This window comes from Cohnella cholangitidis (assembly GCF_014107495.1).
In the GTDB taxonomy this organism is placed as follows: domain Bacteria; phylum Bacillota; class Bacilli; order Paenibacillales; family Paenibacillaceae; genus Cohnella; species Cohnella cholangitidis.
This window is the reverse complement of sequence record NZ_CP041969.1, coordinates 1,337,951-1,355,401: the sequence shown is the minus strand read 5'-3', so window position 1 is coordinate 1,355,401 and position 17,451 is coordinate 1,337,951. Positions and strand designations below refer to the sequence as shown.

The 17,451-nt window shown below is 52.6% G+C and carries 20 protein-coding genes and 1 pseudogene; 11 read left to right on the top strand and 10 right to left on the bottom strand.

Translation table 11 applies throughout. The annotated features are described in order from the left end of the window. Positions 1-42 precede the first annotated feature (42 nt). The 3 genes from FPL14_RS06700 to FPL14_RS06690 all read left to right on the top strand — a co-directional run bounded on the left by FPL14_RS06700 (position 43) and on the right by FPL14_RS06690 (position 2,953). Positions 43-1,827, top strand: a complete 1,785-nt coding sequence (locus FPL14_RS06700) for a M3 family oligoendopeptidase (RefSeq protein WP_182302282.1) — start codon at positions 43-45, stop codon at positions 1,825-1,827. 205 nt (positions 1,828-2,032) lie between these two features. Beyond that, positions 2,033-2,386 (top strand): hypothetical protein, encoded by a 354-nt coding sequence (locus FPL14_RS06695; protein WP_182302281.1) that lies wholly within the window; start codon positions 2,033-2,035, stop codon positions 2,384-2,386. Between the two features lie 165 nt (positions 2,387-2,551). Then, positions 2,552-2,953 (top strand): O-methyltransferase, encoded by a 402-nt coding sequence (locus FPL14_RS06690; RefSeq protein WP_182302280.1) that lies wholly within the window; start codon positions 2,552-2,554, stop codon positions 2,951-2,953. A gap of 78 nt (positions 2,954-3,031) precedes the next feature. Here the strand turns inward: FPL14_RS06690 and FPL14_RS06685 are convergent, their stop codons facing one another. From FPL14_RS06685 to FPL14_RS06670, 4 genes are all read right to left on the bottom strand, one after another. Next, positions 3,032-3,256, bottom strand: a complete 225-nt coding sequence (locus FPL14_RS06685) for an alpha/beta-type small acid-soluble spore protein (protein ID WP_324617925.1) — start codon at positions 3,254-3,256, stop codon at positions 3,032-3,034. An 86-nt stretch (positions 3,257-3,342) separates the two neighbouring features. Continuing rightward, positions 3,343-3,762 (bottom strand): TIGR03943 family putative permease subunit, encoded by a 420-nt coding sequence (locus FPL14_RS06680; protein ID WP_182302278.1) that lies wholly within the window; start codon positions 3,760-3,762, stop codon positions 3,343-3,345. Continuing rightward, positions 3,711-4,376, bottom strand: coding sequence for a DUF1980 domain-containing protein (locus FPL14_RS06675; protein WP_182302277.1), 666 nt, complete (start codon positions 4,374-4,376; stop codon positions 3,711-3,713). The genes FPL14_RS06680 and FPL14_RS06675 overlap by 52 nt, the downstream gene beginning before the upstream one ends. A 15-nt stretch (positions 4,377-4,391) precedes the next feature. Beyond that, positions 4,392-5,426 carry a permease gene (locus tag FPL14_RS06670; protein WP_229263809.1) on the bottom strand — a complete coding sequence of 345 codons (1,035 nt, stop codon included), beginning with the start codon at positions 5,424-5,426 and terminating at the stop codon, positions 4,392-4,394. Positions 5,427-5,893: 467 nt separating this feature from the next. Between FPL14_RS06670 and trpS the strand changes: the two genes are divergently transcribed. After that, a complete protein-coding gene (trpS, locus tag FPL14_RS06665) occupies positions 5,894-6,892 on the top strand; it encodes a tryptophan--tRNA ligase (RefSeq protein WP_182302276.1) in 999 nt (332 codons plus the stop codon). A gap of 3 nt (positions 6,893-6,895) precedes the next feature. Here the strand turns inward: trpS and FPL14_RS06660 are convergent, their stop codons facing one another. Further along, entirely contained in the window at positions 6,896-7,075 is a 180-nt protein-coding gene (locus FPL14_RS06660; protein ID WP_182302275.1) for a DUF5325 family protein, read from the bottom strand. An 89-nt stretch (positions 7,076-7,164) separates the two neighbouring features. Here FPL14_RS06660 and FPL14_RS06655 point away from each other — a divergent pair, with 89 nt between their 5' ends. After that, entirely contained in the window at positions 7,165-7,383 is a 219-nt protein-coding gene (locus FPL14_RS06655; protein ID WP_182302274.1) for an alpha/beta-type small acid-soluble spore protein, read from the top strand. Between the two features lie 120 nt (positions 7,384-7,503). Here FPL14_RS06655 and FPL14_RS06650 read toward each other — a convergent pair whose 3' ends face one another. Further along, entirely contained in the window at positions 7,504-7,887 is a 384-nt protein-coding gene (locus FPL14_RS06650) for a hypothetical protein (RefSeq protein WP_182302273.1), read from the bottom strand. Beyond that, a complete protein-coding gene (locus tag FPL14_RS06645) occupies positions 7,848-8,489 on the bottom strand; it encodes a metal-dependent hydrolase (protein WP_182302272.1) in 642 nt (213 codons plus the stop codon). Before FPL14_RS06645 ends, FPL14_RS06650 begins: the two co-directional genes overlap by 40 nt. Positions 8,490-8,560: 71 nt before the next feature. Between FPL14_RS06645 and FPL14_RS06640 the strand changes: the two genes are divergently transcribed. Beyond that, positions 8,561-8,845 (top strand): hypothetical protein, encoded by a 285-nt coding sequence (locus FPL14_RS06640; protein ID WP_182302271.1) that lies wholly within the window; start codon positions 8,561-8,563, stop codon positions 8,843-8,845. Here FPL14_RS06640 and gerQ read toward each other — a convergent pair. Then, positions 8,835-9,320 (bottom strand): spore coat protein GerQ, encoded by a 486-nt coding sequence (gene gerQ / locus FPL14_RS06635; RefSeq protein WP_407644646.1) that lies wholly within the window; start codon positions 9,318-9,320, stop codon positions 8,835-8,837. The genes FPL14_RS06640 and gerQ overlap by 11 nt on opposite strands. A 419-nt stretch (positions 9,321-9,739) precedes the next feature. Here gerQ and cyoE point away from each other — a divergent pair. After that, positions 9,740-10,605, top strand: a pseudogene (cyoE, locus tag FPL14_RS06630) (heme o synthase). Positions 10,606-10,611: 6 nt separating this feature from the next. Beyond that, entirely contained in the window at positions 10,612-11,322 is a 711-nt protein-coding gene (locus FPL14_RS06625) for an SCO family protein (protein ID WP_182302270.1), read from the top strand. Between the two features lie 250 nt (positions 11,323-11,572). On the opposite strand, the gene FPL14_RS06620 is transcribed toward FPL14_RS06625, so the two are convergent. Further along, positions 11,573-11,926 carry a ribonuclease M5 gene (locus FPL14_RS06620; protein ID WP_182302269.1) on the bottom strand — a complete coding sequence of 118 codons (354 nt, stop codon included), beginning with the start codon at positions 11,924-11,926 and terminating at the stop codon, positions 11,573-11,575. Positions 11,927-12,356: 430 nt separating this feature from the next. Beyond that, a complete protein-coding gene (locus FPL14_RS06615; RefSeq protein WP_182302268.1) occupies positions 12,357-13,562 on the bottom strand; it encodes an MFS transporter in 1,206 nt (401 codons plus the stop codon). A gap of 174 nt (positions 13,563-13,736) precedes the next feature. On the opposite strand from FPL14_RS06615, the gene FPL14_RS06610 reads away from it, so the two are divergent. From FPL14_RS06610 to FPL14_RS06600, 3 genes are read left to right on the top strand one after another with little or no spacing between them, the layout of a single operon-like run. Next, a complete protein-coding gene (locus FPL14_RS06610; RefSeq protein WP_182302267.1) occupies positions 13,737-14,204 on the top strand; it encodes a hypothetical protein in 468 nt (155 codons plus the stop codon). A 5-nt stretch (positions 14,205-14,209) separates the two neighbouring features. Beyond that, positions 14,210-15,355 carry a transglutaminase domain-containing protein gene (locus FPL14_RS06605; protein ID WP_182302266.1) on the top strand — a complete coding sequence of 382 codons (1,146 nt, stop codon included), beginning with the start codon at positions 14,210-14,212 and terminating at the stop codon, positions 15,353-15,355. Beyond that, on the top strand, positions 15,352-17,451 hold the full coding sequence (locus tag FPL14_RS06600; protein ID WP_182302265.1) for a peptidoglycan D,D-transpeptidase FtsI family protein: 2,100 nt from the start codon (positions 15,352-15,354) through the stop codon (positions 17,449-17,451). Before FPL14_RS06605 ends, FPL14_RS06600 begins: the two co-directional genes overlap by 4 nt.

Sequence of the window (17,451 nt, the reverse complement as noted above, 5' to 3'; positions counted from 1 at the left end):
AACAGGGGGATTGCCCTGTGCAATAAACGAAGAGGTGACAAAATGAACAAGGACTTATCTTTGAAATGGAACCTGGAGACGCTTTTCCCGGGCGGCTCCTCGTCGTCGAAATATTCGGAATTCGTTGGGGATACGGAGACGCTGTGTGCGGAATTGCTGAAGGAATTGCGGGATAGCGGAGCAAGTTCCCCGGACGTCGAACAGTTGACGGAGTGGACGGAGAAGCTTCAGATCGCGCTTTCTCGCTTAAGGGAAGCGGACTCTTTCGTCTCCTGTTTGACTTCGCAGGATATGGGAGACAAACGCGCGGTAGCTTGGACGGAACGGATTCAGACGCTGTCCGCCCGATTTAAGCAAGCCGCGGATCTGTACGATGCCAAGCTCGCGGAAGTGCCGGACGCGTTATGGCGGGAGTGGAGCGGTCACTCCGCAAGATCGGCCATCTCGTTCCCGCTGAATGAACGGCGGGATTCCGCGAAGGAGAAGCTTCCTCCGGCTCTGGAAGCCGTTGCAAGCGAGCTGGCGGTGGACGGGTACCACGGATGGGGAGAGCATTATAATACCGTAGTCGGGCGAATTTCGATCCCCTGGGAGGAAAATAACGAAACTTTGCGATTATCCGTAGGCCAAGCCGCCAACAAGCTAGACGACCCGAACCCGGCGGTTAGGGATGCCATGGCCGCTAAGTGGGAAGAAGCTTGGGCAGGCCATGCGGATCTGGGCGCGGATACGTTAAATCGGATAGCCGGTTTCCGGCTTAAGCTGTATGGGATGAGAGGCTGGAACGACCCGCTTCGGGAACCGCTTAGAATGAACCGAATGAGCCGCGCAACTCTGGATGCGATGTGGTCGGCCGTTGAAGGCGGCTTGGAACCGCTGAAACGTTACTTGGCCCTGAAGGCTCGCCGATTCGGCAAGGAGAAGCTGGCTTGGCATGATGTGGATGCCCCGATCGCAACCAGTCAAGCCAAAATCCCATATGGGGAAGCCGCGCAAATCATAACCGACGCTTTCGAACAATTTTCTCCGGATATGGCGAAGCTCGCCCGGACTGCTTTCGCAGATCAATGGATCGAGGCGGAGGATCGTTCGGGGAAAAGGCCGGGAGGCTTCTGCACGAGCTTGCCGCTCAGTCGCCAGAGCCGCATATTCATGACTTACTCCGGTACCCCGGGTAACGTATCCACTTTGGCGCATGAGCTTGGGCACGCGTATCACGGTGCGCTGGTCGAGGAATTGCCGTCGTTCGCCCAAGACTACGCGATGAACGTCGCCGAGACCGCGTCGACCTTCGCGGAAGCGCTCGTGGGCGATGCGCTGCTCCGCAGAGCGGAAAGCAAGGAAGAGAAGCTGGCGCTTCTCGACGATCGGTTGCAGAGAGCCGTTGCTTTCTGCATGAACATACGCGCTAGATTTTTGTTCGAGACGCGGTTCTACGAGCGTCGCGCGGCCGGCATGCTGGAAGCTTCCGATCTGAGCGAACTGATGGTAGAGGCGCAGAAGGAAGCGTTCGGGGAAGCTTTGGGAAGCTGGCATCCGCACTTCTGGGCTTCTAAGCTTCACTTTTATTTAACCGATGTTCCGTTCTACAACTTCCCGTACACGTTCGGTTATTTATTCAGTACGGGATTAGTTGCCGTCGCCGAACGGGAAGGCGCTTCGTTCAGCAAACGATACGACGACTTGCTAAGGGATACCGGTATTATGACCGTGGAGCAGCTGGGGGCGCGTCATTTAGGCGTTGATTTGGAACAGCCGCAATTTTGGCAAGAGGCTGTCGCCAAAGTCGTCTCCGACGTTGAAGCGTTCGTGGAACTATGCGATTAAAGGATTAAGAACGAGAGACCTTCAGTCCCTAAGCGGGGCTGAAGGTTTCTGCTTTTCGCCATAGTGGCGAAAGCCCGGCGGAAGGAGGAAATAACGGCACCGCGTGCCTCTATATGGGCGAAAGCCCGGCGGAAGGAGGAAATAACGGCACGGCGTGCCGCTATATGAGCGAAAGTCCGGCGGAAGGAGGGAATAACGGCACCACGTGCCGCTATATGGCGAAAGCCCGGCGGAAGGAGGAAATAACGGCACGGCGTGCCGCTATATGAGCGAAAGCCCGGCGGAAGGAGGAAATAACGGCACGGCGTGCCGCTATATGAGCGAAAGCCCGGCGGAAGGAGGAAATAACGGCACGGCGTGCCGCTATATGAGCGAAAGCCCGGCGGAAGGAGGAAATAACGGCACCGCGTGCCGCTATATGAGAGAAAGCCCGGCGGAAGGAGGAAATAATGGCACGGTGTGCCGCCATATGGGCGAAAGCCCGGCGGAAGGAGGAAATAACGGCACCGCGTGCCGCAATAGCAATAATGGCGAACACGCCGGGCTGAGGCACAAATAACGGCACCGCGTGCCGATATCGAGATGACGAAAGGGCACAAAGGATTGCAAAATAAACCATAATTATACAAAAACATTGAAATTTTCAAAATATTCAATTATAATGAGTCCGAAGTCGCAATTACTTATGCCTAGTAACCAGATTTGATAAGCAAAAAGGAGGAAAATGATGACTTTGGAGGGTATTTCTTTAGCTCGTCAAGTGGATGTAGCTTTGGAAAAATTGGGAGCGGAATTGAAAGGAATGACCGCGGGCACGATCGTGTTGCAAATAAGAGACGATTCGGTCGGGAGATTCGGAATTCGTCATTTACCCGTTGATTGCATCGATCAAGAGCGCGGCTCTTCCGGTTTATCTTCCGATCAGGTACTTACGCTAAGGAAATTGGCTGTTGAAGCGCTTAAGCATAAGAGCAGCTGGACGCATGGAGAAATTTCATACGATTTCGTGTTGAAACAAAGCAAAGTGTTCGTCAGCGTTCAATTCGAGTCGAATTACAACATGGCAAACCTGATGTTCCGTTATTCTCCGAAGAAGCGCGACCGAAAGGGAGCTTCCAACGAATAAAGTTCATACATAATAAAAATCCGGCATTCTCCTCGGAGGGGCGCCGGATTTTTTGAATTGTTAGTAAACTTATTATCGTTACCGACCCAGGCGTCCGGCGAGTTGCTGCTCTGCCATCTGTACGAGCCTGCGGGTAATTTGTCCTCCGATGGAGCCGGCTTCCTTAGTTAGCAGATTGCCGTAGTAACCGTCCTGAGAAAGCACGATACCAAGCTCTTGGGCGACTTCGAATTTCAACTGTTCCAGCGCCTGAGCGGCTTGCGGAACGACGAGGGAACTGCTGCGTGAACGCGATGCCACTATCGCTCACCTCCTTTTGAAGCTAGTATGGTCGAATTTGGATGGGCTATGCATTGAACGGAAACGTTTCCATTAATAAAATATCGGGCTTACTCCAATCCGAAATCGAGGTCCGCGCTAACGTAGGGATCCTCAGGCGGGGCGATTTTGACGACTTTGTCTACTTGGAGTTGGATGATCTCGATGCCATTGTACGCGGTTGTGCCGAGTTTCCCGGACACGGTCACCCATTCATCCGTCTCGAGGGTGTTCGCTTTATCGTAGTTGACCATCATGCCGTAAGGAGAAGCATCGGCGGAACAACAGTTGATCGCGAACCGGCTGACGCCGAATTGGGTATCGCCCATCGATTCCTCTCGATAGACGAACCCGCTTAGCTCGATTGTTTTGCCGACGAAAGCGGTTCGAAATAAATCGATCGTCGTTAACGTTTCGATGAATTGCTTGTCCGTTACTTTTACGACGTTTTGCCGGACGAGTTTTTTACCGAATTTAGCGTAGCTTTCCATGAATTCATCCGTAGCTTCGATCGCGGGTTCCTCCATAGTCTCCTCCGTAGCATCGGACGCGGCTCATCCAGAGCCGGTATCTTTTCGGGAACCTTCGAAAGTGCCTCATCGGTTGCAACAGGTTCGTTAGTAGGCACCGCTGGGCTGGCGGGGGCGGGTTTATACGAAGAACTAGCGATCGATTGCGGCGCGAACTGAACGCCTTTGACGGCGGCCATGCTGCTGCCGAGCATGCCGTCGGGCAAGGTGAATCCGATAAGCAGCGGGAACGCGAACCATCCGTATAACAGCAAGCTTTTGCCCCAAGTCGAAGGCATCTCATGGTTGCAATCGCAGCTCGGCATGTCGGCTTTTTTCTCGAACCAGCCTCGGATTGCCGCGTACAATTGTTGGGCGGCGACCGCATATAATCCCAAAGCGGATAGTTTCACGATGAATTGCATGCGCTTGGCGATGTAGAGATCCAAATGCCCGGTGCGGACAAGATAGACGATAAAAAAAGCAAATCCGGCAAGAAGCAGCGCTCTCGCCAAATAGTGGACGGACGTTGAGACGGAGTTGTGGTCGTGACTGTGGTTATGATGATTGTTATGGTCATGGTTATGGTTGTTCATAAGGGAGACCTCCTTCTATACGATTCCCAGCCGCTCGAATAGGATAGAACCGAGCAGCACGAGCGACGCGATCAGCAAGCTGAATTTCAACACGAACTTTTTGCGAAACACCGCCAGCATCATCAACGTGTTTTTCAAATCGATCATCGGTCCGAAAACGAGGAAAGAGAGCAGCGCGGCGGGCGGAAACATGCCGTTGAACGATGCTGCCACGAAAGCGTCCGAAGTCGAGCACAGCGATAACGCATAGGCAAAGCCCATCATGAAAAGATGGGATAACAGCTCGTGATCCGCGACGGAGGCGAAGGAAGCTCGTGTAATGAGCGTTTGCAGCAGCGCCGTGATCAGCGATCCGAGAATCAAATATTTGCCCATATCGAAAAATTCCTCCGCCGCGTGCGCAGGAATATCGGCAAGCTTCTTGACCGCGCTTCTTTGCTGTTCATGTCCGAGATGATGATGGTCATGATGATGATGGTGATGATGTTCATGAGTAGTGTGCCGATCGGGCTTCAAAGGGTCCTTTTTCAAAAAATAATACAGAATCATGCCTATCGCGACCGATACCGCGAACGCCAAATAAAAACGCGAGTAAGCGAGATCCTTATTCGTCCGGAATGCCGCGAATGTCGCGCCGAATACGACGGGGTTAATGATGGGGCCGGCAATAATATAAATAATGCCTATGTATGCCGGAAGTCCTTTACGGATGAGCCGGCGCACGATAGGAATCATCCCGCATTCGCACAGGGGGAGCAGGATGCCGAGCAAGCTTCCGAACAGCACGCCGGCAACGGGGTTGCGCGGAGTCAGCTTCTGAATGAGTTTGTCCGATACGAACGATTGCAGAAGCGCGGAGATAAACACCCCGATCAGAAGAAAAGGCAGCGCTTCGAGAAGAATGCTTAAAAATATGATTTTAAAATTTTGCAGCTTCGCCGAATCGAAGTTCCATTGCGAAATATCCCTGCCGAAAAAAATGAGGGCCAAAAGAGCAGCGCAGCCGACAGTAGCCGCTCCCGTCGCTAATCGCATGAGTACATTAGGCACGTTTTCACTTCCTTGCTCCCAATAGTAATTGTTACGATTATAATATCGTATGCTTGACCAACGGTCTATCAGAACTACCAAATGATGCTGATTTTTCGCATTTCGAATGGTTGACAAAGCTAACGCGAGGGGTATAATGGTTAACAAATCAAGTATATTCGGCGTTGAAGAGAACAAGTACGCTTGGATGGAGCGCTCCCAGAGAGCCGGTGATTGCTGGAAGCCGGTACGCTTGCCTTGCGGAATGGATCTTGGAGCCGGGAGCGAAACGACGCGCCCCAGGTGAGGATTTTCCCCTCAGTCCCAGCACGTCCTATGCTCTCCGACTGTTCCCCGTTACAGGAGCTTAAGGTATCGCGAGACGGCTTTGTCGCGGTACGAATAAGGGTGGTACCACGGCTTTCTCGTCCCTTGCGGAGAAGGCTTTTTTTGTTTTCTAAAACTACGATAAAAAGGGGTTCGAGACCATGTCCAAGCAACAACGCGTTCTATCGGGCATTCAGCCAAGCGGTAAACTGACTCTCGGAAATTACATTGGCGCGATGAAAAATTACGTAGCGCTCCAGCACGAGCATGAATGTTTCTACATGATCGCCGACCTGCATGCGATAACGGTGCAGCAGGAGCCCGCGGCCCTTCGCGAGCAAAGCGAAGCCGTATCCGCCCTGTTCATCGCGGCCGGGTTGGATCCGGCCAAAGCGGCTATATTCATGCAATCCCACGTTACGGCGCATGCCGAGCTCAGCTGGTTGTTGACGACGATGACTTATATGGGCGAATTGGAACGCATGACTCAATTCAAGGATAAATCGGAAGGCAAGGAGGCGGTCGGCGCCGGTTTATTCGTCTATCCGTCGCTGATGGCCGCGGACATTCTGGTGTACAACGCGAACCTGGTACCCGTCGGAGAAGACCAAAAGCAGCATTTGGAGCTTACCCGCGATTTGGGGGGGCGCTTCAATCATAGATACGGAGAGACGTTCGTCATTCCCGAGCCGTTCATTCCGAAAGTCGGGGCAAGAATTATGTCTTTGGACGATGCTTCGAAAAAAATGAGCAAGAGCAATCCGAACGTAGGAAGCTATATTTCACTTTTGGACACACCGGACGATATTCGCAAAAAAATATCCCGCGCCAAGACGGATCTGGGCCGGGAAATCGTTTACGACGTGCAGAATAAACCGGAAGTCAGCAATTTGATGACCATCTTCGCGCAATGCTCCGGCCAGACGCTCGAGCAGGTTCAAGCCGCTTACGACGGTCAGGGCTACGGCGCGTTCAAGAAAGATTTGGCGGAGGTCGTCGTTCAGGCGCTCGAGCCTCTGCAAACGAAATACGCGGACATTCGTTCTTCCGGCGAAATCCATCAAATCCTGCGCGAAGGATCGGAACGCGCATCCGCAGTGGCGGAGGCTACGCTGAAAGCGGCGAAGGACGCCATGGGCTTCTTGCCGCGGTTCCGGTAAGCGCTAAGAGCTCGAAGCTTTTTTTCTTATCTTTGCTTTGACGACGAACCCTATGCCCGTCACGACAAGCGTAAGTATACCGAACAATAGCGCGAGCCAGCCGTTGTGGCTGAGAGAAAAAGCGGTCGCGAGCATTAAAGCAACCGAACAAAGCGCAAAAAAAAGCGACAAAGTTTTACTCATGATTTCACCTCGCATATTTTCCTTCGTATCTAGCATACTAAGTTGGCAAGCTTGCAAACCAATCATCTAGACGAAGGGAGAATTTACTCATGGCGTCGAACTCAAGTGGTAGCCGTAACCAGCTAGTCGTACCTCAAGCAAGAGCAGCACTGCAAAGCATGAAGATGGAAGCCGCTCAATCTCTAGGCGTACAGATTCCAGCGGACGGATATTACGGTAACGTAACGTCCCGCGATGCTGGTTCCCTCGGTGGTTATATCACCAAGAAACTCGTCCAAATCGCCGAGCAACAACTATCCGGTCGCTAAGGACATTGCGTCCAGCACCGAAAGCCCGGGGCTTGCCCTCGGGCTTTTCATATTGTGCGCTTGCGGAGGCCAAACGTCAAGCGTCAAGCGGGAAGCCGCATGAGGCGATCCCGCTTGAACTTAGTAAGTATTCATGCGAAGCCTTTTTTCCAACCGTTCATCGCTTAGCCATCCTACGTAAGATTGTAACGGAGCGTAGTTCAAATCCATTAGCACGACGGCTACGAACGGGTATTGTCTGCGGTAACGGTAACGAACGTCCACCCATCTCACCTCGTACCCCCAAGTTTGCGGCTTTACGTGCCCGCAGGGAAACGGTGTGACGCTTAGGAAAGCTTGCACGTCCTGGTGTTGCTTGGACGCTTCGATGGCGGGGTGTTCGTCGCACTTCATCATGGCGTCGACCCATTTGAGCCGGCCGTGATCCCATTCTCCGACGCTATACGTGCAGTCCGGGGATGTTCTTACCAAATTCCATCGGTACAACGATACGGTCGGAAGCAACGTATAACGATCGCCTGCTTGACCTTCGGGATCCAGCTTTGCGATTTTGCGCGATAATCTCCGATGAACGAGCGTTCTCCAACCGTAGTAGACGCCGAGCAGAACGTAGAGTACCGGAAAGACGACCTGCGGCGGAACGATTCCCGATATCCACAGCAGGATAGCAAGCAAATGGGTTGAGAAAATAAAAGGGTCGAATATATGAATAATATTCCAGGCGACCACTGTTTGCTGACCGGCCTGTAAGCCTGCGTTCCGTAAGAATTGAACAAATCGGAAAAAACGTGAACGACAACGGCGAGCAGTACCCAGAATCCGATGTGCCACCAAGGGATATTCCGGAACAAAAGCGAAACGGCAGCCGTTATCAATGCGGCCCAACCGATAATGGCCGGGAAAGAATGGGACAATCCGCGGTGATTTTTGATATAATCGGCATTGCTCTTGAACCTTAACAAGCCATCGAGATCCGGTGCGTTCGATCCTGCGATCGTGCCGATAAGGATGGCGACGGGGCCATACGCGTGCGAAGTGATGACGGGATCGACCATCGCAAGTCCGCCCAATCCAAGGCCGAACACGAAATGCGTGCCGGTGTCCATTTGCTCAGCCCCCTTTTTGTTTCAGTATGGACGTCTTGCCGACAAAATATGAAGGAAAGAGGCATTAAGCCATGATCGTCTTTTGTGAATACGTCATACCGGAACGGCATCGGGAAGCCTACATGTCATGGGTTCACGCCGAACCAGAGCGATGGCTGGAAGTCCAAATCGCCGAAAATACGGCGCAGCCCGGAGTATTCGTGGAAATTCAACGCGTCGGCACCGAGGAAGAAGCCGTAAAATGCGAAAAGGAACGTCGCGAAGGACGTTCCTGGATAGAGATGGAGCAATGGGTAAAAGGAGGGAAGGAAGGGCTTAGAATTTGGACCTTCCGTCCGATAAGGATTAACGGGTAGGCATCGAACCGAACGGAAGATTATAATTGATCGGCTCGTCGAACGTGATGTAATCCAAATTCAACGTGAGCAGTAAGTAACGTTTGCCGGTTACCGGATCGCTTATGATGATGTGGTCGCGGCCGGCCGCTTCCAGCACGCCCTTGAATATTTTGGCGTTCCACTCGGAATTGTTCTCATAAGTCATATATAAGGTCGCGACTTTTCCTAAATTCATGCGAAGAATGTTTTCTACATACGATTCTTCGACGACCGGCGCCGGCAGCGTCGTTGCCCCGGGCGCGACCGGAATGCCGCCCGTGACGGGCGGCGGAACCGTCCCTTGCATCATCGTCATATTGGGCATTGCGTTTGCGGCAGGTGCGCCCATCGGCATTGGCATTGGCATTGGCATTGGCATGGACATCGGCATCATCGAGCTTTGGACTTGATTTTGCGGATAAGAAGGCCAAGCCATTTTGTTGTTGTTTAACATTTTGTAAATCCTCCCTTAAATTAATAAACGGATGGACAATCTGCGGCGGACGGGGCAAAACCGGATATCTTGGTCTCGGGCGCTTTGGAATAAGGTTTTTTGCACCGCATAAGGGGCCAACATTTTGACTTGCCCGCTAGTTGCCTTAATAACGGCCAAATCCCATGCCACCTTCCATTAACAAGTCGCCCATGTCGTTCGTTTTGGCATTAGGCGATTGTCGCAATACAGTGTATTTAGGCAGCCCGAATTGTGTGACTGGGTAATGATGGGGAATTTAGGGGGAGTTCGCACCTTGTTCACAGGTGGTGGCGATTTGATGAACTCGGGGAGGCGAACATTGTCAATGCTTGAAGATTTGCGGTATCATGGATCATACGTCAGGTTATGCCGCTGTGTTTGCATAAAGGAGGAACTCCGTGCTTAAAGATCTTGTGGCTTTAACGAAGCCACGTATTATCCGGTTGAATTTAATCGCGGCTTTCGGCGGTTTCTGGGTCGCGTCCAAGTGGGAATGGGATACGATTTTTAGTTGGACCCTGCTGTGGATGCTCGTCGGATCCGCGTTAACGATGGCTTCCGCGTGCGTTTTCAATAATTATTTAGATCGCGAACTCGATATGAAAATGGAAAGAACGCGCGATCGCGCCCTTCCCCAGAACAGGATGACGCCTCGGTTCGTGCTTATGTACGGGATCGTGCTGGGCGCAATAGGATTAATCGTGTTATTCGCTTTGGTCAACGTGCTTTCGGGATGGCTGGGCTTGCTCGGCATGTTCGTCTACGTCGTGATCTACACGATGTGGCTTAAGCGCAGCTCCACTTGGAGTACTTCGATCGGAGGAGTATCCGGCGCCATGCCGCCGGTCATCGGGTATTGCGCGGTAACGAACACGGTCGACGAAGGAGCTTGGATTTTGTTTGCCTTTTGTTCTTGTGGCAGCCGGCCCATTTCTGGTCGCTGGCCATCAGACGCAAGGAAGAGTACAGGGCAGCCGGGTTTCCTTTACTTCCGGTCGTCAAGGGAGTCACTCGCACGAAATGGCAGATGCTTCCGTATATTTTGCTGCTAATACCGGCATCCGTTTTGATGTATTACTACGATTATGTGGGGATTTATTTTCTTATCTTGTCCGTCGGGATTGCGGTAGTATGGTTTATTCATGCGGTTTCGGGCTTACGTGCCAAAGATGACGAGAAGTGGGCGAAAGCGGACTTCATGATTTCGATTAACTACTTGATGGTTATGTTTTTAACGATGATTTTGAATACGCAAGGGGTGTAAAGTCGGATGGATCAGCAAAAGGATGAACAATCGCAAGTTGAAGTCAACGTATCCGTCAATCAGAGTGCGGAGCTCGCGAGCGCGGCGGCAAGACCGCAGAAGCCGTGGATACAACGGTATGGTTTTTCTTTGATTGTGCTCGCGCTATGTTTGGTTTTAGGATATTTTATACTCGCGCAGCAGAACAAAGAGGGCGAGTTGCCTCTGCAGGGCCAAGGGGCTGAGTTTTCTTATACGGATACGAACGGCGAGAACGTGACGCTGGCCAACACGAACGGCAAAGCTAGGCTGTTGTACTTCTTCTTCGCGAATTGTCCTGACGTATGTCCGCCGACCACGTTCTTGATGTCCCAAGTACAAGATGAACTGAAGGAAGACGGAGTTTTCGGAGACGAGGTTCAGTTTCTCTCGGTGACGATCGACCCGAATAACGATACGACGGAAGCGCTGAAGGACTATGCGGAACGCTTCGATGCGGATCCTAAGGGCTGGAAGTTCCTGCGGGGAGACGAGAAAGAAACGGCAGAATTGGCGCGTAAGTATCAGATTCTGGTTACGAAAGACGCTCAAGGCAATTTCGGTCACATGAACCTGATCGTGCTGCTCGACAAGGACGGGCAAATTCGCGACTGGATTTCCGCCAACGACTATATCGAAGAGGGCGGAGACAATCTAAGCCCTAGCGATATGGCTAAGAAGATCAAGAGCTTGCTGTAATTATTCGATTATTAAGCAAAAGCCGCTCATTCTCCCGCCCGCGGAGGGATGAAGCGGTTTTTTTGACGCGCGGGACGGGATTGGATTGTAACGAGAATGAGAATTCTTGCGAAGGCCAAAAAAGTGCCTTCGTCGAGGTGCGCAAGCCTCGCATGAGGGGACGGCGGCTTAGCGGATACCCTTAATACGCACAAGATCAGGGCCGTCATGCGGACAACCCTGATCTTGTGCTATTTCCACCTTGTGGACATTAAGGCCATCCGATAGTCTGGTCGGGATATAAAATATACTGTTCAAGGCCTACCTTCTCCAATTGTTGGATGAGATACTCTTCGGGAGTGCCTTCCACCCCGCTATAGCCTCTTCGCGTATAGATATGTTCGGCGTCGGGGAATACCTCCCGCAACATTCCTCTAATCCGGCGTCCCGATGAGTCGGGATCGGTGAACAGGTAGACGTGCCGATCGCCGACAGCTTTGCGGAGCGCTTCGATCCGGTTCGTGTTCAGCGTCCCGAAAGTGCAGTGGATGGGGATTTCGGGAGAGAGAACGCGAGAGAGACGGCTTTTGTCGTTTTTGCCTTCAACGATGATGGCTATGTCCATAGAGAATCACCCCGATTGAATTTTCTACACCTCTGCTCCTTATTGTACCACGATCATGTCGTTTTTTAGCGGAATGAACATCCGTATCGGCAGTGGGCTTGTCTCTAGTCTCAGCGAGCAACAATCGGAAGCAAGCTCAAATAAACAACAAAGCGGCCCTTCCGAGCCGCATGCAAGGGAGCCGACTTAACAGGCACGCCATGCGATTACGAGCAAAATGAACAAAACGAGCATGATAGTCGTTGTTATATTATATCCGCCAGCTCCGCTTTGGGACATATTCGCCACCCCGCTTTAGCAGCCTCGAGATTGAGCCCTTTTTCGGATCCGCACCGGGTTGAGGGCGTAGGCTACTACCATGCATCATATGCCTATAACGAGGGATTGACGTGTGCGAATACCCAGATGAGGCGGTAGACGTTCATTGGCGTTAATTCTCGTGATGCAAAGGAAGCGGAGCCCTAGGATTCCAATTGTCCCGGAACGTAGGGCGAGGGAACAACAACGCCAGCGAGAGCATCAGGGCGAGAAAGGAAAGAAAGTAGGGGGAAAAATGCTCTCTTACCGCTCCGGCGGCGACTGGACCGATGAACGAACCTATCGATAAGGATATCGACAACAACGAGAACGTTCTTCCATATCGGGTCGGTCCGCTTAGCTGCAGGAGGAAGGATGTCATCGCCGGAAAAATTACTCCTTTTGCCATCCCGATAGCGAATAACAGCACCAACAACGGAACGGACCAACCGGAAGCTAAGCCATAGTAGCAGATGGCAAGCATAAGGACGCCGAACAACGTTCTCAAGTAGGGCAAATAGCGGTTCAGGAACAACAAGCCTAGCGTGACAAGAGCGCCGAGGCTTACAATCGAGAACAAAATGCCCGTACTCATTATGGTCGCGCTGTCCGTTCCGCGAAGAGGCAACTCGAAGGCCAATATCCCCTGAGCGCAGGCGAGGCCGACAGGCAACGAGAAGATTGTCCATGGAAGACGCGCGGGAGTCCCTTCTTGAGAGCTTGTTTGTTCGTTATGAGTAGTCTGAGGGCCGATCTGCGTTTTCTTGTCCGCTTCGATTTCCCGAGGCGTCCGGGCGGCATCCTTCACGAACCAGAGAGAGAATACTCCGGTTAAGAAGAGGATTAAGCCTAGCATGGCGAACGATTGGCTGAAACCGATCGTCGCGGCTAAATAAGCACCGGCCGCCGGAGAAACGACGGACGCGATCGTATGGACAAGTCCATTGCCGGCCATGAGCTTGCCTTGGTGAATGTGATCTTTGGCCAACCTCGCGAGAAGCGACATGCAAGCCGGAGAGAGGAAGGCGAGAACGAATCCGCTAATGGAGCGAATGTATAGAAGCTGCCAAGGATCCGTAACCCGAGCCTGGAAGAGCAAGAGGATACCGGCGCCGATCAAGCTTGCGGAGATGAACAAGCGGCTGCCGAACCGGTCGACCGCGACGCCGGCGATCAGGTTGCCGGGAAGATGGGTCAAGGAATACATCCCCATGACGAGCCCGATGAAGGAAGGGGCGGCGCCGAGGGATACGGCGAACGGGGTCAGCATAGGGTATTGGGCATGCAAATCGAAAAATGCGACGAACAAAAACAAATAAAGCCAGACGGCGGTTTTCATAGTCCGCTACCTCCTCGTATTGGGGTAGTCGGTACCCCTCGTCCGCATCCGCGGCTTATCCTACTTGTACGTGCCAATTGTCTGGGATATGACGGTCGTTTACGGGGGGATTTGCATTACGGTATAATAGGGTCATTGCGATAATCGAGTTCTATTGTTGATGGGGGAGAGTTCATGAGTTTCGATACGGATGCTTGGCTGCAATTTATACAAGACAACTGGGTGATCGTGGCGGTAGCCATCGTTGCGATTTTTATCGTTATGAAGTTGGTAAAAACCGTGCTGAAATGGATTTTGGCCGCGGCGATCGTTATCGGCATCGTAACCTACGGGGGAATAAGCGTCGACGAGATTAAAGAAGTCGGCTCCAAAGTGTCGGATGAGCTGGGCGCAATCGGAAGCAAGGTAACGGAGGAGCTTAAGGAGCAGGCGTTCAAGGCGATGGCCGGAGAAGCCAGCGAGGCGACTTACGTGGATAATGAAGACGGTTCGTACTCGATCAAGTCTACGAGCATAGAGTTGACGGGCATTCCGAATTCGGGCGAAGTCACGGTGAAGTTTCACGGACAATCTCTGGGCACGTTGAAAATGGAAGACGCGGTACGCGATTTTGTCGTGCAGGCGCGAGCTTCGGCTAAGTAAACCGGATGAACGGCGAATGGACCGTCTTTGATGCCAATCTCGTTACTTGGACGATATTGGCGGTCGTGGCGTTTTCCTTCTATCAGGGCATCCGGCGGGGAGCTTCGGGTTCCGTTAAGCAGCTCCTGTACTTTCTTATTGGCGCGATTATCGCCGTCGCGGCGATTGTCGCTTCGGCGCTGGCGGCTTCCGCCGTTTCTCCGCATCTCCAGATTTGGTTGTCGGAGCGGCAAATGGACCGTCCCCAACCGGATGCTTCCTATCTCGCTCAATTCGGCTATACGGCGCTGTCGGGATTACGCGATTTGCCGTTATTCCGCTTTGCGGCATTGTTTCTTGTTTTTCATACCGTCATTAGGCTTCTAACCGGCGTAGCGACTCGATTGTTAGGGACGATTATCTCGTTCCCGTTCGCCATCGTGCCGAGCGGCGGAGCCGTGAACCGGTCGGTCGGCGGAATGGTGGGCGCGGCTCTGGGAACGGGCAGGGCTTTGTTATTTACGGCCGTTCTATTCGCGTACTGCGCTTTATTTCCACAAGGTCCGATGACGGATTACATCCAACAATCGGGCATGTACCGGGAAATTGCCGCGCAAGTGATTCGTCCGGCGACGGGAAATCTCATCGACGAAAGGCTTCCGGTGTTCGCGCAGGAGATGTCGGGCGAACTCGATCAGTTATGGCTAAAGCGATACGATATCATCGATGCCGAGTTGCCGGATGAGATCGGGCAAACCGCCGTCTCCGTAACGGAAGGGAAAACCGGAGACGAGGCGAAAGCCCGCGCCTTGTACGACTGGGTCGGCAGCAGAATCGCTTATGACGATGACAAAGTGAAAGCGTACGTGGAAGAAGGAGATTGGCGGGAACAAGGACCCGAACAAACCTTCCTTACCCGTAAAGGCGTTTGCATTGACTATTCCCGGCTGTATGCCGCGATGGCAAGAGCCGTTGGTTTAGACGCGCGCGTCGTAACCGGACTCGGATACGACGGCCGCGGAGGTTACGGAGCGCATGCATGGAACGAAGTTTATTTATCGGAGCAGGACCGTTGGGTATCATTGGATTCTACTTGGGCTAAGACGGGGAATTGGTTCGATTCTCCCGGCTTTACCGATACGCATATCCGGAAAGGAGGCTTAACCGCGTGAGCAACAATCTGACGGAAGAAGCGCAGAAACGGGAGATCAGAAACCGAAGGCATTTCAGCTTCCGGCTTAACGTCTTTTTCTTCATTACGTTTTTCGTCTTTTCGATCTTGATCGTGAGGCTGGCTTATTTACAATTCGTGGAGGGTGACAATCTTCGCGCCAGGGAGCACGAGATCGGCTCCAAGAAGGTCCCCGTGCCGCCGATTCGGGGCAATATTTACGACTCCGCGGGCAATCCGATCGCTTACTCGGTTTCCACGCAATCGTTGTATTATACTTTGGACTTGAAAATGAAAAGCGATGAAGGCATGGCGCTTGCCGCAAGCCTGGTGGAAGTTTTCAACAAGCTGGGAGATAAGAAGGCTAAGCCTCTTACCGTTCAAGATGTATTTGAAGACATGGACTTGAAGGGCAGCGTCCATTACTCTTATCAACCGCGCCGCATTAAGACGGGACTTACGAAAGAGGAGATCGCGTACTTCTCCGAGCATCGCCAGGAATACAAAGGAATCGACGTCGTCGAGGAAAGCATCCGGCAATATAGCCAGGATCAGGTTTCGGTGCAGTTAGTCGGCTATATGAAAAAATTAAGCGGAGCGTTGAATCTAGACAGATACAAGGATATCAACAAGGATCAAACGGACGAAACGCTTAAGTATATTTCTTCCGAAGAAGTCGGATACGACGGTCTCGAATTGATGTATCAAGACGAACTGAGAGGACGCAACGGCGTCAAGGAATATCCGGTCAACAATCAGGGCGAGATTATCGGGCCGATGAAGCTCACGAAGCCCGTCAAAGGCGAGAACCTGTTCCTGACGATCAACCGCAGCATACAATTGCAGACCCAGCAGGCGATCATGGACCAAATCAAGTTCGTTCAAACGGCCAGCGGCAAGCAGTACGAGAATGCTCACCCGACGACGGGGTACGCGGTAGCGATGGAAGTGGACACCGGCCAGATCGTGGCGATGGCGAGCATGCCGGATTACGATCCGAGCGTATGGCAAGGCGGGATCAGCAAGAAGGACTTGGACGCGATCCAATTTTTCCAATATAACGGCACGATCAAGGACGTCCAACCGCCCTACGAGAAGTATGAGGAACGTAAAAATCATCCTTCCTCGCTCGTATATCTAGGTTCTACGCAAAAGCCGTTGTCCGTGCTTGTCGGCTTGAACGAGAAGCTGTTTACGACGTCGACGGTTTTTAACGATATCGGTTACTTCGAATTCGGCAGAGAAGGGCACGAGGTCAAAGTCCGGAATGCCAGCAATGCGGTCAACGGGCCTTTAACGGCGACTAAGGCGATAGCTAAGTCGTCCAATGCCTTTATGTCGGGAATGGTCGGCAATAAGCTTTACATGCAGTACAAGGGTGCCGAAGGCCTTGATATTTGGGATGATTACATGAAGAAGTTCGGCCTCGGCGTGACGACGGGAAGCGGCTTGCCGAGCGAGTCGGCCGGCGTAATCGACTATTACCACGAAGCCGAGAAGGCGAGCGTTCAATCGGCTCTTATCCGGGCTTCATGGGGACAGCAGGGCCGGTATACGACGCTTCAGCTGGCGCAATACGCCGCAATGCTGGCCAATCACGGCAAAAGAATGAAGCCGCAGTTCGTCAAGGAGATTCAAGACGTTAACGGCAACGTAACTCAACCGTTCCAAGCCGAAGTGTTAAATACGGTCGATTTTCCGAAGGCTTACTGGAAGGCGATCGAAGACGGAATGGCGGAGGTTAAAGTATCGGGATTCGAAGGGGTCAACTACACGTTTCTTCGTAAAACCGGTACTTCCCAGCAGGACGTCGGCAATCGCCAACGCGTAGAGAACGCCGTGTTTATCGCCTATGCTCCCGCGGATAAGCCGAAGCTGGCAGTCGCAGTCGTCGTCCCGGACGGAGGGTATGGCGGTTGGGGAGCCGCGCCGATCGCGCGCAAAATTTTCGACGCTTACGATGCGGAGATCGGATTGTACGGAACTCCCCGCAAACCAACCGTTCCCGCTACTTCGGTCAACGGGACGCCGGACGGAGCCGACGCTGCGGTCGGAGCGGCGGCGAACGGGCAGCAAACGAATGCGGAAGAACAATAA